The organism is Streptomyces sp. Ag109_O5-10 (genome assembly GCF_900105755.1).
Lineage (GTDB): Bacteria > Actinomycetota > Actinomycetes > Streptomycetales > Streptomycetaceae > Streptomyces.
This window is the reverse complement of record NZ_FNTQ01000001.1, coordinates 1,809,734-1,823,886: the sequence shown is the minus strand read 5'-3', so window position 1 is coordinate 1,823,886 and position 14,153 is coordinate 1,809,734. Positions and strand designations below refer to the sequence as shown.

Annotated in this window: 14 protein-coding genes and 2 pseudogenes; 12 read left to right on the top strand and 4 right to left on the bottom strand. The window is 68.2% G+C overall.

The genetic code is table 11. From position 1 onward, the window contains the following. The first annotated feature begins 18 nt into the window (after positions 1-18). The 6 genes and pseudogenes from BLW82_RS08400 to BLW82_RS45260 all read left to right on the top strand — a co-directional run. Positions 19-1,071: a fatty acid desaturase family protein gene (locus BLW82_RS08400; protein ID WP_093498209.1), complete on the top strand. Its 1,053-nt coding sequence runs from the start codon at positions 19-21 to the stop codon at positions 1,069-1,071. 53 nt (positions 1,072-1,124) lie between these two features. After that, a complete protein-coding gene (locus BLW82_RS08395; RefSeq protein ID WP_256215709.1) occupies positions 1,125-1,298 on the top strand; it encodes an STAS domain-containing protein in 174 nt (57 codons plus the stop codon). Positions 1,299-1,534: 236 nt separating this feature from the next. Beyond that, positions 1,535-3,328: a molybdopterin-dependent oxidoreductase gene (locus BLW82_RS08390; RefSeq protein ID WP_256215708.1), complete on the top strand. Its 1,794-nt coding sequence runs from the start codon at positions 1,535-1,537 to the stop codon at positions 3,326-3,328. A 236-nt stretch (positions 3,329-3,564) separates the two neighbouring features. Next, on the top strand, positions 3,565-3,897 hold the full coding sequence (locus BLW82_RS08385; protein ID WP_093498208.1) for a cupin domain-containing protein: 333 nt from the start codon (positions 3,565-3,567) through the stop codon (positions 3,895-3,897). Positions 3,898-4,073: 176 nt separating this feature from the next. Further along, positions 4,074-4,415, top strand: coding sequence for a succinate dehydrogenase/fumarate reductase transmembrane subunit (locus BLW82_RS44325; RefSeq protein WP_177232881.1), 342 nt, complete (start codon positions 4,074-4,076; stop codon positions 4,413-4,415). Further along, positions 4,322-4,583, top strand: a pseudogene (locus BLW82_RS45260) (dipeptidase); the annotation flags it as partial. The gene BLW82_RS44325 and the pseudogene BLW82_RS45260, both read left to right, overlap by 94 nt. Positions 4,584-5,121: 538 nt before the next feature. Here the strand turns inward: BLW82_RS45260 and BLW82_RS08375 are convergent. The 4 genes from BLW82_RS08375 to BLW82_RS08360 form a co-directional block, all read right to left on the bottom strand. Beyond that, positions 5,122-5,634 carry a GNAT family N-acetyltransferase gene (locus tag BLW82_RS08375; RefSeq protein WP_177232880.1) on the bottom strand — a complete coding sequence of 171 codons (513 nt, stop codon included), beginning with the start codon at positions 5,632-5,634 and terminating at the stop codon, positions 5,122-5,124. Between the two features lie 512 nt (positions 5,635-6,146). Continuing rightward, positions 6,147-6,830: a transposase gene (locus tag BLW82_RS08370; protein WP_256215707.1), complete on the bottom strand. Its 684-nt coding sequence runs from the start codon at positions 6,828-6,830 to the stop codon at positions 6,147-6,149. Positions 6,831-6,888: 58 nt separating this feature from the next. Next, positions 6,889-7,122, bottom strand: a complete 234-nt coding sequence (locus tag BLW82_RS08365; protein WP_093498206.1) for a hypothetical protein — start codon at positions 7,120-7,122, stop codon at positions 6,889-6,891. A 154-nt stretch (positions 7,123-7,276) separates the two neighbouring features. Continuing rightward, on the bottom strand, positions 7,277-8,254 hold the full coding sequence (locus tag BLW82_RS08360) for a GlxA family transcriptional regulator (protein WP_093498205.1): 978 nt from the start codon (positions 8,252-8,254) through the stop codon (positions 7,277-7,279). Positions 8,255-8,391: 137 nt separating this feature from the next. On the opposite strand from BLW82_RS08360, the gene BLW82_RS08355 reads away from it, so the two are divergent. The 6 genes and pseudogenes from BLW82_RS08355 to BLW82_RS08330 form a co-directional block, all read left to right on the top strand. After that, entirely contained in the window at positions 8,392-9,030 is a 639-nt protein-coding gene (locus BLW82_RS08355; protein ID WP_093498204.1) for an HD domain-containing protein, read from the top strand. After that, positions 8,951-10,327: an MFS transporter gene (locus tag BLW82_RS08350; protein WP_093498203.1), complete on the top strand. Its 1,377-nt coding sequence runs from the start codon at positions 8,951-8,953 to the stop codon at positions 10,325-10,327. Before BLW82_RS08355 ends, BLW82_RS08350 begins: the two co-directional genes overlap by 80 nt. Before the next feature lie 192 nt (positions 10,328-10,519). After that, on the top strand, positions 10,520-11,410 hold the full coding sequence (sigJ, locus tag BLW82_RS08345; protein ID WP_093498202.1) for an RNA polymerase sigma factor SigJ: 891 nt from the start codon (positions 10,520-10,522) through the stop codon (positions 11,408-11,410). A 181-nt stretch (positions 11,411-11,591) separates the two neighbouring features. Next, positions 11,592-12,512: an NADP-dependent oxidoreductase gene (locus BLW82_RS08340; RefSeq protein WP_177232878.1), complete on the top strand. Its 921-nt coding sequence runs from the start codon at positions 11,592-11,594 to the stop codon at positions 12,510-12,512. Between the two features lie 24 nt (positions 12,513-12,536). Beyond that, positions 12,537-12,992, top strand: coding sequence for a cupin domain-containing protein (locus BLW82_RS08335; RefSeq protein ID WP_093507923.1), 456 nt, complete (start codon positions 12,537-12,539; stop codon positions 12,990-12,992). A 160-nt stretch (positions 12,993-13,152) separates the two neighbouring features. Beyond that, positions 13,153-13,455: pseudogene (locus BLW82_RS08330) on the top strand (integrase core domain-containing protein); the annotation flags it as partial. Between the last annotated feature and the right edge of the window lie 698 nt (positions 13,456-14,153).

Genomic DNA, 14,153 nt, shown 5'->3' with positions numbered 1-14,153 from the left:
GAAGGACACACCGACAGCATGACCACGCATACCCCGCCCCGTCGCCCGCCTCCCCCCGCAGGCGGCAGTGATTTCGCCCGCCTGTCAAGGAAGATCGCCGAGGCCGGCCTGATGAACAGACGCCCCGGCTACTACACCGTCCGCTCCATCGCCGTGGCCGTCGCCTACGCCGGCGGCTGGAGCGCGTTCGTCCTCATCGGCGCCAGCTGGTGGACCCTGGCGCTCGCCGCGTTCCTCGCCGTGATGTTCGGGCAGGTGGCTCTGCTCGCCCACGACGTCGCGCACCGCCAGGTCTTCCGCCGGCGCCGGCCCAGCGAGACGTGCGGCCGCATCGCCGGGGCCGCGATCGGCATGGGCTACGGATGGTGGCAGGACAAACACACCCGCCACCACGCCAACCCCAACCACGAGGACCTCGACCCCGACATCGCCCCCGACCTGCTCGTGTGGTCCCAGGACCAGGCCCGCGCCGCGACCGGACTGCCGAGGCTCCTCGGCCGCCGGCAGGCGTTCCTCTTCTTTCCCCTGCTCCTACTCGAAGGGGTCAACCTTCATGTCTCCAGCGCGCGAGCATTGCGCAACCGCGCCCTGAAGAACCGCGCCCTGGACGGCACGCTGCTCTACGGGCACATCGCCGCCTACCTGACCGCAGTGTTCCTCGTCCTCCCGCCAGGCATGGCCATGGCGTTCCTGGCCGTCAACCAGGGCCTGTTCGGCATCTACCTCGGCTGCCTCTTCGCCCCCAACCACAAAGGCATGCCGATCCTCACCGGCAACGACGGCCCCGACTTCCTGCGCCGACAAGTCCTCACCGCACGCAACGTACGCGGCAGCTGGTTCACGGACCTCGCCCTGGGCGGACTGAACCACCAGATCGAACACCACCTGTTCCCCAGCATGCCCAGCCCCCACCTGCGCAAAGCCCGGTCCATCGTCCGCCACTACTGCCAGGACCTGGGCGTGGACTACCTGGAAACCGGACTGATCACCTCCTACCGGCAAGCACTCGCCAGCCTCCACCGAGCAGGAGCGCCACTGCGGCGAGCCCGTGTCAGCACCGCCCACGTATGACGCTCATCTGCCCCGCTGCCGCCACACTTCAGGCGGGGGTCGGGGTTACCTTCATGGACTCCAGCGGCATCAACCTCTTCATCGCCGCCCACCGCGCTACGACCGAAGCAGGCGGCTGGCTGCGACTGGCCGCACCCACTGCATCAGTGATGCGCACCCTGCAGATCGTCGGCGTCGACACCGTCATCGACTGCCACGCACCCCTCCGCCAAGCCCTCACCAACTGACCTTCGGCCTTTCCAGACCGCCCCTGGCCCAGTTCCGTCGAGTACGGATCGGAGCGTTGCACTGCAAGCTGGTGATGCTGGGGCAGGACTCGGACCAGGACAACGAGAGGCATCTGCCGGAAATGGTCAGATTGATCAGTCCGCCCCCCTTGCGGCGGGCTCGGTCACTGCAGCCTCCCGGCCGGTCCAAGGCGCGAGGTTTGGCAGTCTTTGCAGCGTGACGGGAGGTCGATGACATGCCCGATGACGAGCACGTGACGGGTGACGGTGCGCTGCCGCACGCGTCGGGTGCCTCCTCTCAGATCCCCGGAGGTTTCCGCTCGAACCTGACGCGAGGTGACGACGTCGTCGACGTGGCGACCTGGGCGGGCTCTATTCCGGCGGCCGGCGGGGTCGCTCCGCGGGTGCGCTTGGGCAGCAGGTGGTTCAACCTGCTGTGGCTGCTCCCGATCGGCTTCGTGGGTTTGCTGGGGTGCGTCGCCGCGGCGAAGGGACTGCGGGGCATGCCGTCGGTGCAGCGGTTCATCGCCGAGTATCCCGGCACCGATCCGCGCGCGGACCGCGACGGCGCCTACCTGGGCGTTCCGTCATGGGCACGATGGTCGCACTTTTTCAACCTGTTCTTCATGCTGTTCACCCTGCGGTCGGGCCTGCAGATCCTGGCCGATCACCCGCGCCTGTACTGGACCCGGCACAGCACCCCGGGACGGGAATGGTTCCGGATGCAAAAGCCCGTCTCCGCTGACCCGCTGTGGACCGCGAAGCAGGACTCGATCGGCCTGCCCCGCGGGGTCGGCCTCCCCGGGATCCGGCACTCGATCGGTCTGGCCCGGTGGTGGCACCTGGCGGTGAACACGCTGTGGCTGCTCAACGGTCTCGTCTTCTACGTGCTGCTGTTCGTCACCCCGCAGTGGAAGCGCCTGGTCCCCACCAGCTGGAGCGTCTTCCCCAACGCCGCTTCTGCGGCCATCCAGTACTTGTCGCTCAACTGGCCGCGGGAGAACGGCTGGGTGGCGTACAACGGGCTCCAACTGCTCGCCTACTTCGTCACGGTCTTCGTCGCGGCACCCCTTGCGTTGATCACCGGGCTGGGTATGTCACCGGCGCTGTCGACCCGTTTCAAGCGGCTCAGCCGGGTGCTGAGCATCCAGACCGCCCGGTCCATGCACTTCCTGATCTTCACCTGGTTCGTGCTGTTCATCGTGATCCACGCGAGCCTGGTCTTCACCACCGGCTTGCTCACCAACCTCAACCACATCGGCAGCGGCCGCAACGACAGCAGCTGGCTCGGCTTGTGGATCTTCCTCGGCTGGATGGCGGTGGTCGTCGCCGCCTGGGTCGCGGCCACACCGCTGACCCTGCGCCATCCCCGGGTCGTGCAGCGCCTCGGGTACGCCATCATCGGTGAGGCTCAGCGCCTGTTCGAACACGTCGATGTCTCCCCCGGCGAGTACACCGAGAAAGACATCTCCCCCTACTTCTGGCACAACGGCCGCTACCCCGACTCTGCCGAGTACAAGGCCCTGCAGGCAGGAGGTTTCGCCGACTACCGGCTACGCATCGGCGGCCTGGTCGCCCACCCGGCCGAGCTGTCCCTCGACGACCTGAGGAAACTGCCCGGGCACGAGCAGATCACCCAGCACTTCTGCATCCAGGGCTGGTCCGGTGTCGCCAAATGGGGCGGCGTGTCGATGGCCACGATCCTCGACCTGGTCACGCCCGACCCGCACGCCAAATGGGTGGTGTTCTACTCCCTGGGAGAAGGCTTCGACGGCGGCACCTACTACGACGCCCACCCCATCGACCACATGCGCGGCAAGCTCGCCATGCTCGCCTACGACATGAACGACCAACCGCTGTCATTCGGCCACGGCGCGCCGCTACGGCTGCGCAACGAGCTCGAACTCGGCTTCAAACAAGTCAAATGGATCAAGGAGATCGAGTTCGTCGCCGACTTCTCCGACATCGGCAGCGGCTTTGGCGGGTACAACCAGGACCACGAATTCTTCGGCTACCGGCAGTCCCTGTAACGTCCGGACACTCGGTCTGGCGCGTGAGACCGTCGGCGGGGGCGAGCAGGCCGTCGGCGAGGCGCGCTGGTCCGCTGCGGGCTGCGGCCCGCAGGCGCCGAGCAGGTCCGGACCGGCCTGAGCGGGACTCTCCCGCTCCGGGGAGACGCGGGACCACACCGGTGGGGCGCGTTGTCACGCGGCCCGCCCGGGCCGCCCCGAGTTGCCCTGGCTCATCGAAGCGGGAGACTGGTGGGGTGCAGAGAACCTCCCTGGAAGCGCTGGCCCGTCAACAGCTGGAGCTAGCAGCCGCCGCGGGTGGTGGTCACACCGCTGAGACCGTCTATGGCAGCCACGAGAAGGTTCTGCGTCAGACGGTCATCGGCATGACTGAAGGCGCCAGCCTCGCCGAGCACGAGAACCCGGGCGAGGCGACGGTGCAGGTCTTGCACGGGCACGTGCGACTGTCGGCAGGTGAGGTGTCGTGGGAGGGCCGCACGGGGGACCTGCTCATCGTCCCTGACTCCCGCCACAGCCTCGAGGCGCTCGAGAACTCCGCCATCCTGCTGACGGTGGCCAAGCTGCCCTGACCTGACCTGTATAACGCACCACGGCCACGTCGCCGGCGTACATCCACCGCGCGGCGTGGATCGCCCAGACGGCCCGTGTGTCCGAGCCTGTGAGCAGCGTCGCCTGAAATGCGCGGGTGTTGACGGCCCATCCCTTGACGACGTCTCGCCACCGAGTGCCGGCTTCGCGCTCGACCGTGGCGCTCAAGGCCATGGCGATCTCCGGCTTGATCACGGTGCTGTTTCTCCTGATCCACATGTACGGCGACCTCAACGTCTTCAACGGCCGTGCTGCCTTTGACGACTACGCCCGCTGTCTGTGGACGATGGGTGAACCGTTCCTTCCCTACTCCGGCGCCCTGTGGATCACCTGGGTGGTGCTGCTCGCGAGCGTGTTGGTTCACATCTATGCGGCGGTGACGCTGCGGAAACGCGCCCGCAGGGCGACCGCGGGTCCGCCGAGCTCCGCGAGGCCGCCAGTCGCTTCGTGTCACCTCCGGAGGTCGCACCGCACTCCGCCGGCGCGGCCGTCGACGTGACGCTGATCGACCACCTCGGCCGCGGGCTGGGCCACGTTGAGCGGCGCGCTGTCGGCCGCCGGGTTGATCAACTACGAGACCGAGTGGTGGCATTGGTCGTACGGCAACGGGTACTGGGCACTGCAAACCAAGCAGCTGGCCGCCCTCTACGGCCCCGTCGAACTGCCCTGGCACCGCACCATCACCCACGTCTTTCACGAACGAGAAGCGATCTCAGGATCGGCGTGTGAGGGCTCGTCTCACTCCGTCCGCTCACAAGCCCCTATCGCCGGGGGCTCGCAGGAAGGCGGACTGCATCATGCCACGAGAGCCGGAACGTCCCATGTCATATCGCGTTTCAGGACAGCCTTCGACGCCGGGCGGGCTGTGGCCCCAGGATCCAATCAGGTCAGAGACGCGGTGCGGGCTCCCCGACGAAGCGGGCAAACTCCCCTGCGGCACCGCATGGCAGGCCGGCGACCGCCGTCTCCGGCAATGAGGTGATGACTTTCCGCAGCCGCGCGCTCCGTAGCTGCCGGTCCCTTCCACTCGGGCTCGCGTCACCGGCCCGAACCGACACGCCCACTCAAGAAGCAGGCTGTAGCCGGACGCGGTGGCTGGAAGGGCCGCAGTGCCGAGCACCTCACCGGCCGGGCCATCGAGCACGAGACGCGATTGCGCACCCTGTGTGCGGCGTTGGAAGACGCGGTCACCAAGACCGAACTGCTCAAAGTGTGCCCGGGTCGCCGAGGAGGCCCGAAGGAATGCGAAACTCGAATTCGGGACGGTCCCACTGCACGGCCGGCGGGTTCGCGAACGCGGTCCCGATCCGCACCGCACCCACGCGGTGGTAGAAGTCCTCGGCGGGAGGATGCGACACGACCTTGACACGGTCGAGCCCGGCGGCACGGGCCTCGGACTGCATGTGCGTCACGAGCAGCCGTCCGATACCCCGCCCTTGCGCTTCGCCGACGACGAACAGCAGGTCGAGCTCCGGTGGAGCGAGGACGAGCGAGTAGAACCCGAGGACCCGTCCTCCATGCTCGTCGGCGCCGACGGCCACGAAGGCGCGGTGGGTCTCGATGTAATCGGGACCGACCCGGTAGCCCGCGACTGCGGCTGCGTACCGGCCCTCGTAGGCACCTGAACCACGCACGAGCCGCGTGAGCCGTTTGGCATCCCGCGCGACGGCCCTCCGTATCGTGATCGGCTGACTGACCGGGGAAGTGCGTGAACTCATCGGGAGAGTATTTCGCACCGGGGAGTGCCTTCCTGCGGCAGGTCGGCTGCTCGGGCAGGATTCCTGCACCGCTCCCGGGAACCGCCTGCCCAGGCCCCGGCCGACCAAGTCACTGCCGCCGCATCGGCCGCCCGCCGACAGCAACTGGGACGCCCGAACACTGCGGAGGAGCCGGAGAACGGGGTGGTCAACCGCTGCTTCCCCTGGGCCTGCCGCAGCGAGGGCCAGCCTGCGCAGGACGACTTCAGGCTTGCCTCGTGAGCCGCATCAGGAGACGCTGGACTTTGTGTCAGCAAACGGATGTGCCCTGGTTGATCACCCCAAGCCCCTGGGTCGTGTGTTGCGCATCGGCCGTATAATGCGTGCCGTCGCTGTGTCCTTGCTTCGGGTGGCTCCCAGGTGGACAACCGAGTGCAACGGCGCCCGCGCCGGCGTTGTAACCCACCTGTTCGGAAGCCCCGCCAGGCCGCACCCGCGGGGCTTCTCATCGAGTGCCGCTCTCACAGACGCCCCTATAGCGTGGGGGTGCGGGAAACCTGTCTGACCAGGTTGAAGACCTCTCGGGCGGCATATCGCTTGAGGCATCGGACGATCTCGCGTCGGGTCTTGCCCTCCTGCGTGCGGCGTTCGTAGTACGCCTGGGTGCGTGGGTCGTGGCGCAGGCGGGTGAAGACGATGCGGTGCAGGGCCGCGTTAGCCTGCCGGTCGCCGCCGTGGTTGAGCCGACGCGTGCGCCGCCGGCGGGAGGAGTACTCGATGGGGCTGACCCCGCAAAGGGCAGCAAAGGACACCTCGGTGTTCAGCCGCTCGGGGTTGTCTCCCATGGTGATCAGGAGCGTGATGGCGCTGTCCGGGCCGATGCCGACCGGTACGAGCAGCTGGGGGGCGTGGCGTTCGACGAGCCGGGTCAGGCGCTGGTTCAGCTCATTGATCTGTGCGGTGAGCTGTTCGATGCGCTGGCCGAGCATGCTCAGGGTCGTGTGGGTGGCCTGGGCTACCGCGTCATCGTCTCCTTCATCGTCGAGTAAGCCGAGGCGCGCGCAGGTGCGGAACAGCTCGGCGTTGCCGAGGTTGGACAGTCGTTCCCGAAGGGCGGGGTCGGCGATGACCAGGACGGCTTTGAGCTGGTTGATCGCTTGGGTGCGGGCCTTGACCGCGGAGTCCTTGGCGAGTTTGTAGATCCGGGCGCTGTGCACCGGACCGTCGCCGGACTTGGCCCGGGCACGGGCGCGACCAGGCGTTTGGCCTTCGACCTCAATGCCTCCTCCCGCGCCGGCACCCCGTCCATACCGAACACTGCGGCCCCATCGTGGCCTCGTCGTGGCCGTAGCCCAGCGTCACGATCTCCTCGAACAAGGCGTGGCAGACGTCGAGCAGCGGTGAGGCGACCCCCGTCTTGCGGGCACCTCGCCGATCAGCCGGTTTCAGCACGTCGTGGGCCGGCGCCTGCACCGCGAAGTCGCGGGCGTACAGCTTCGGCACCTTCATGCAGGACAGGTGACAATTCGTACTCGCTGAGCGCGCCTGGGAAGGCTGTGCTGTCGCGGATGTGGTGGACGAACCCGTCGTGGAACAAAATCGCACACGGGCAGCGCAACCATCTCTAACGCATCGGTGTCGTCCGTGCAGTGACAGCTTCTTCTTACTGCTGCCCCTCGTCGGCCCGGTGCGCCGTGCTGAAGCGGCGCTGATAGGCGGCGGGGCTGAGTGACAATTCCCGCGCGAAAACTCTCCGCATACTCTCGTAGTTCGGGAATCCGGCGAGGGATGCCGTCTGCGTCGCGGTATGCCCCTGGTCGAGGAGAGCTTTCGCCATGTCGAACCGGATCATCTCCACGTACCGGGCCGGCGTGGTGGACAGCTCTTCGCGAAAGAGCCGCGTGAGGTGCCGGGGGCTCACATTGAGGTGCTTGGCGAGTTCGCCGAGTGAGTGGTTTCCCCCGGGATTCGCCGTGACCACGTCGGTGATTCTGCGGAGGGCCGGAGATCGGGGCGGCGGTCCCTGCAGTGGTGCGGAGAACTGCGACTGGCCGCCCGAACGCTGCAAATAGACCACCAGCGCGCGGGCGACGTCGCGGGTCAGATCAGGGCCGTGATCCTCCTCGACGAGTGCCAGTGCCAGGTCGATGCCGGCGGTCACGCCCGCCGAGGTGTAGGTGGTGCCGTCACGGACGTAGATCGCGTCGGGTTCGACGCTGCTGGCCCGGCAGCGGGCGGCGAGCTCGTGCGCGACCTTCCAGTGCGTGGTCGCGCGCTTGCCATCCAGGAGGCCGGCGGCGCCGAGGATGAAGGCTCCGGTGCAGATGGACGCGACCCGGCCGGCCCGGCCCGCCAGCGTTCGCGTGGCCTCGATCAGATCACGGGAGACCGGTGTGCGCGGGTAGATGTCGGCGCCGGCCACCAGGAACGTGTCGGGAGCAGGCTCCGTGGCGGCGGCGTCGACCGAGATCCGGATCCCGATGGACGAGGTGACATCGGCACCGGTCGGTGACACCAGAACGATCTTGTAGTCGGCGCCGAGCCGGTTCGCTTCCCCGAACACCTCCGCGGGGCCGACGACGTCCAGGAGTTTGACCCCGTCGTAGACGAGGATCGCGACCCGATGCGTGGTGGAGCCCACAACCCCGCTGCCCGCCTGTCCGGATTCGGGTGACTCATGGCCGGACCGAGGGAGCGCCGGACGCCGGGTGGTCGGCAGGGTGGAAGACGGACGCACCGTCCATTCGTAACACACCGATACCGGAAGGAGCAGAGGTCATGAGCAAGATCATCGCGGGGGTGGAGATTCCCGAAACGGCGGCGGTCGCCGAGGCCACCCGCCTCATGCAGGAGATGACCAGCCCCCTCATCTACCACCACTCCCGGCGCGTTTTCGTCTTCGGCGCCCTGCATGCTCACAGGCTCGGTTTGGAGCCCGACCCGGAGCTTCTCTACCTGTCCGCCATGTTCCACGACACCGGCCTCTTGACGCCGTTTTCCGACGTCGAGCAGCGCTTCGAGGTCGATGGAGCCGACCACGCACGCAAGTTCATGCTCGACCACGGCTTCCCGGCCGCGGCCGCCGACGTGGTGTGGACGGCGATCGCGCTGCACACGACCCCGGGAATTCCCGGCCGGATGGGCCCGGAGATCGCCATCACGTACTCCGGGGTTCTGACGGACGTGCTCGGCTTCGGTCTGGACGAGCTGGATCGCAGCCAGGTGGACGAAATCACCGCCGTCCATCCGCGGGGCGACTTCAAGAACGAGTTCCTGCAGGCCTACGTCGACGGACTCAAGTACCGCCCGGAGACCACGAACGGAACCGTGAATTCGGATGTGCTGGAGCACTTCATTCCCGGCTTCCGTCGCACCACCACGGTCGAGCGCATGCTGGGCGCTCCCTGGCCGAGCTGATCAGGACGCCAGAAGAGGCAACGTGATGAAACGTGCGAGTCGCTCCCGCGACGGGCGTCGTCTCGGACGAGGTCCGGCCTTCGCCGTGCTGGTCTGTGTCACTGTGGTGATGATGGCCACGGCAAGCGCACCGTCACCGATCTACCCGCTGTACCAGGAGCGCTGGGGCCTGTCGGTCACGATGCTGGCGGTGGTCTTCGCGGTGTACGTCGTCGGTCTGCTCGGCGCGTTGCTGACGGTCGGATCGCTGAGCGACCACCTGGGGCGCCGCCCCGTGCTGGTCGCCGCCCTTCTGGTGGCGGCGGCCAGCACGGCGGTCTTCTGGACGGCCGACGGTATCGTCTCCCTCCTGATCGCCCGGGTGGTGCAGGGCATCGCCACGGGGACGGCCACGGGCGGTCTTGCCGCCGGACTGGTCGACCTCTCACCCGAGCGACGTCCGCAGCTGGGGCCGACGATGACAGCGGTGGGCACGAGTACCGGCATGGCCACCGGTGCCGGAGTCGTGGGGTTGCTGCTTCAGTTGACTTCACGTCCCGATGCGTATGTCTTTCCGGTCCTTACGCTGACCTTCGTCGTTCTGGCCGCGGTCATCCTCAGGATCCCTGAGACACTCGCCCCGCGAGCGTTTCGGCTGGCGTCGTTGCGACCGAGAGTCCGGGTTCCTCGGGAGGCCCGGCCGGCGTTCCTCGCCTCGGTTCCCGCCCTCGTCGCGGGGTGGGCCGTCACGGGTCTGTTCCTTTCGCTCACTCCCTCCCTGGTGAGGAACGTCCTGCATGTGCGGTCCGGTGCTGCGGGCGGGCTCAGCATTGCGGCGCTGTTTCTGGCCAACAGTGTGGGCGGGGTGTGGTCAGTTCGGCATACGGCACGGCTCGCCAGCTTGCTGGGGGCGGTTCTCCTGACTCTGGGTGCGTTCGGACTGGCGGTGGCCATCGCTGTTGCGTCGCTGGTCGTATACGTGGGCGGATCGGTCGTAGCGGGGCTGGGCGTCGGCCTGACGTTCAACGGGAGCCTCCGCGCCATCAGCGCGGTCACCACCGCGAAGTCGCGGTCGGAGGTCTTCTCGGCCGTGTACGTGATCAGCTATGCGGCGTTGAGTCTTCCGTCCCTCGCGGCCGGGCTCGCGGCGCCCTCATGGGGACTGGAGACCACGGGCTACCTGTACGTCGGCTTCGTCGGGGCGCTGTCCGTGGCTGCGGCCCTCCACGCCGGACGATCGCGAGCTCACCGGCCGACCGGAGACCCGATGCGGACGGCCGGGGAATGCGAGCCTCGCAGCGAACTGACCCGCTGCTGAGCGTGTCGCATCGAGTCGGTTCCGGTGGGGTTGCCCCCAGGCAGAGTGGCCCCACCATGAAATACCGCCGTACGCCGGCAGGCAGCAGCCCCGGAGCAGCTTGCTCACGACTTACGACCGCCGTGTCAGAGCGCACGTCCTGAAATCGGCTAACTACGCTGGCCCCGCAGGTTGGAGGAGGTTGCGATCCGTATGGGTGATGGGCACGGGCCCGGACGGTCTGGGCAGGAGGACCTGCTCGGAGCCGAATGGGAGAGGCACCGGCCCGCGGTCTTCGGGGTGGCCTACCGGCTGCTGGGGACTGTGGCCGATGCCGAGGATGTCACCCAGGACGTGTGGCTGCGGGCGGCCGGAGCGGAACTGCGGGAAATCGATGATCTGCGGGCCTGGCTGGTGACGGTGGCCGCGCGACGGTCGTACGACATCGTCAAGAGCGCCCGCTTCCGCCGGGAGACCTATGTCGGGCCGTGGCTGCCGGAGCCGCTGCTGACAGGACCGGACGCGTCGCAGCCGGTACTCGTCGACGAGTCCGTCAGCTCGGCGATGCTCCTGATCATGGAAGAGCTGAGCCCGCCGGAGCGGGTGGCCTTCGTCCTGCACGATGTCTTCGGCCTTGAGTTCGGCCGGATCGCCGAAGTGCTGAACGTCTCCGTGCCGGGCGCCCGGCAGCTCGCCTCGCGGGCACGACGGCGGGTGGCCAAGGCGAAGCAGTCCACGCCGCAGGCGTCGAAGGCAGAGCGCGAACGGGTCCTCAAGGTGTTTCGCGCCGCCTACGAGGCCGGGGACCTGGCCGGCCTGGTCAGGCTCCTGCACCCGGACGCGGTCTACGTCACCGACGGCGGCGGCAAGATCTCGGCGGCACGCAAGCTCATCCACGGCGGCGAGCGCGTCGCCGAGGTCATGGTGCGTACGGGGCGTCGGTGGCGACCGGACCGCATCGGCTTCGCGGAGGTCGGCGGCGAGCTGGCCCTCGTGTTCCACCGGGAAGGACGGGTCTACTCCGTCGACACGGTGCAGATCACAGATGGTCTGATCACCGCGTACCGCAGGGTCATAAACCCCGACAAACTGGTGCGCGTCTGAGCTGTCACACACGGAGGGGCTGTCTCGTCTCCCTGCCGAGAACGCATAACGGGCGACGAAGGAATACGCGCGAGCAGGTGAGATCGATCATGCAGAACGGCATACATCCACCTGCAGCCGCCGTGAGCCCCGCGCGCGGGTGCGCTGTGCACTCGGGTCGCCCCTCCCAGTAAGGATCTGTATGCAAGCCATCACTGTGCGAGACCGTGACGCAGGTCTTGCCGGGATGTCCTTGACGGACATTCCCTACCCTCACGCGGCCGAGAACGACGTCATCGTGAGGGTGCACGCCGCCGGCTTCACCCCTGGCGAGCTGGACTGGCCCGCCACGTGGACCGATCGCGCCGGCCGCGACCGGACGCCGAGCGTGCCCGGGCACGAGCTGTCCGGTGTCGTCGTGGAACTGGGGTACGGCACCACCGGCCTGAGCGTCGGACAGCGGGTGTTCGGCCTGGCCGACTGGACCCGCGACGGCACCCTCGCCGAGTACACCGCGGTGGAGGCCCGCAACCTCGCCCCGCTGCCGGCGGACGTCGACCACACCATGGCCGTCGCACTGCCCATCTCGGGGCTGACCGCCTGGCAGGGCCTGTTCGACCACGGCCGCCTCACCACAGGCCAGACCGTCCTGATCCACGGCGCCACGGGCGGCGTCGGATCGATCGCGGTACAGCTCGCCCGCGAAGCCGGCGCCCGCGTCATCGGCACCGGCCGCGCCTCAGGCAGGGACAGGGCACTCGCACTCGGCGTCGACACCTTCATCGACCTTCAGGCCGAGAAGCTGGAGGACGCCGGCGAGGCCGACGTCGTGTTCGACGTGATCGGCGGCGACATCCTCGACCGCTCGGCCGCCCTCGTCCGGGCCGGTGGCACGCTCGTCTCCATCGTCATGCCGCCCAAGGTCCAGCCCAAGGACGGGCGTGCAATCTTCTTCGTCGTCGAACCCGACCGCGCCCGGCTCGCCGACCTGGCCACGCGACTGAGGGACGGCCGGCTCAAACCGGTCGTCGGTGCGGTGCGGCCCCTCGCCGAGGCAGCCGACGCGTTCGCCCCCGGCAAGCGCACCCCCGGCAAGACGATCATCCGCGTCACGGAAGACTGAATAAGGAGACCCATCGTGATCGGAATGCGAATCGCCGCCGGCCTGCTGGCTGCGGCCACGCTGACCGGGACCACGGCCTGCTCGGCCTCCGACCAGCCCGCCCACGCCAAGGCGCAGGCGACGGTCGCAGCATCGACGCGCCCCGTCGAAACCTTCACACCGCTGCTCCAGCAGGCCCTTCCGAATGTGAAGGGTAAGACGTTCACCTCAGCGATCGTCGCCTTCCCGCCCAACGCAAGCGCGCTGCCGCACCGGCACGGCCAGGCGTTCGTCTACGCCTACGTCCTCGAAGGCACCGTGCGCAGCCAGCTCGACGGCAAGCCCGTGACTACCTACCACCAGGGCGAGAACTGGGTCGAGCAGCCGGGCGCCCACCATGTCCTCACCGAGAACACCAGCCGGACCAGGCCGGCAAAGCTCCTGGTCGTCTTCGTCTCCGACACCGGCGCCAAGCTCAAGGTCGACGACCCGAAGTCGTAACCCCCGGGGCATGCAGCGGGGCGGCAACACTCTTCACGAGCCCCGCCCCTGCCGGAGCGCGCCCCCCGCAAGGTCCTCGGTTGGCGGACACCGGCCGAGGTCTTCGAAGAGCAGCTACGCTCGCTGCAACAGCCCGGTGTTGCAACGACTGGTTGAACTCGCCCAGTACACCAGCCGGGCCTTCGCCGACGCCTGCCGCCAGGCCGGCGTCCGCCGGTCCATGAGCGCGATCGGCAGCTCGGCGGACAACGCGCTCGCCGAGTCCTTCAACGCGACGTTCAAACGAGAGACTCTTCAGGGACGAAAGCACTGGTCCAGCGAACGCGAGGCCCATCTCGACGCGTTCCGCTGGCTCAACCGCTACAACACCCGACGCCGTCATTCCCACCTCGGACAACGGAGTCCCATCGCCTACGAGAGAGCACTCGACACAACACCAACCACCCTGGCCCAAGCCGCATAGCCCGTGTCCAAGAATCCGGGTCAAGGCCCATCAGCCGGGCGGCTTGTGCGAGCCGCCCCGGCTCGCACAAGGCGGAGGCATCCGACGACGTACGTACGTCCACGGGGAACGGCCAGGGAGCGGATCGCGCCCCCGCTTGTCCGGGCGGAAGGTGCCGTACGGGTTGACGTTGGGCCTGAACAGGGCGGTCAGACCGCGCCGGTCCTCGTCCGCCGGCTTCTTCGCCACTCTGTCTCGGCCAGAACCTGCTGGAACAGCAGCGGTTTGACGTGCACGTGGCTGGCCTGGCGCAGGTGCAGGTGCAGGGACGGCATCGACGTTTCCGGCTTGCTCCTGGTACCCCGCTGATAGGCCGGAAGTGCCACTTCTCGTACGGCGTCTCCGTCATCACGCGGCTGCTGCACCGCACGGGCTACAGCGTGCAGATGCCCGCCCGGCCAAACCGGGCCTGCCCGCCGGCCTGTGCTGCCGGCTGCGCCGACACGCGGGTTGCAAGGGCGGGCGCCGCGCTCTCACCAAGAGCGACTACATCCCGCCTGGACGACGCCCACCATCTGCTGAAGGCCCTGATCGTGGTGTGGGGCCGACTGGGCACTCACTGTGCTGCGTGGCCTGGCGTCTGTGCCGGGATCGCCCGCGATGCGGCGGCTGACCGTCCAGGGCGACGACCGCCCGCTGCGGGTCACACCCGCTTCCCC

Bases quoted from the DNA above. Each gene is read 5' to 3' on its own strand.
- BLW82_RS08400 (WP_093498209.1), top strand. From the start codon at position 19: ATGACCACGCATACCCCGCCCCGTCGCCCGCCTCCCCCCGCAGGCGGC.
- BLW82_RS08395 (WP_256215709.1), top strand. From the start codon at position 1,125: ATGGACTCCAGCGGCATCAACCTCTTCATCGCCGCCCACCGCGCTACG.
- BLW82_RS08390 (WP_256215708.1), top strand. From the start codon at position 1,535: ATGCCCGATGACGAGCACGTGACGGGTGACGGTGCGCTGCCGCACGCG.
- BLW82_RS08375 (WP_177232880.1), bottom strand. From the start codon at position 5,634: ATGAGTTCACGCACTTCCCCGGTCAGTCAGCCGATCACGATACGGAGG.
- BLW82_RS08365 (WP_093498206.1), bottom strand. From the start codon at position 7,122: ATGAAGGTGCCGAAGCTGTACGCCCGCGACTTCGCGGTGCAGGCGCCG.
- BLW82_RS08355 (WP_093498204.1), top strand. From the start codon at position 8,392: ATGAGCAAGATCATCGCGGGGGTGGAGATTCCCGAAACGGCGGCGGTC.
- BLW82_RS08350 (WP_093498203.1), top strand. From the start codon at position 8,951: ATGTGCTGGAGCACTTCATTCCCGGCTTCCGTCGCACCACCACGGTCG.
- sigJ (WP_093498202.1), top strand. From the start codon at position 10,520: ATGGGTGATGGGCACGGGCCCGGACGGTCTGGGCAGGAGGACCTGCTC.
- BLW82_RS08340 (WP_177232878.1), top strand. From the start codon at position 11,592: ATGCAAGCCATCACTGTGCGAGACCGTGACGCAGGTCTTGCCGGGATG.
- BLW82_RS08335 (WP_093507923.1), top strand. From the start codon at position 12,537: ATGCGAATCGCCGCCGGCCTGCTGGCTGCGGCCACGCTGACCGGGACC.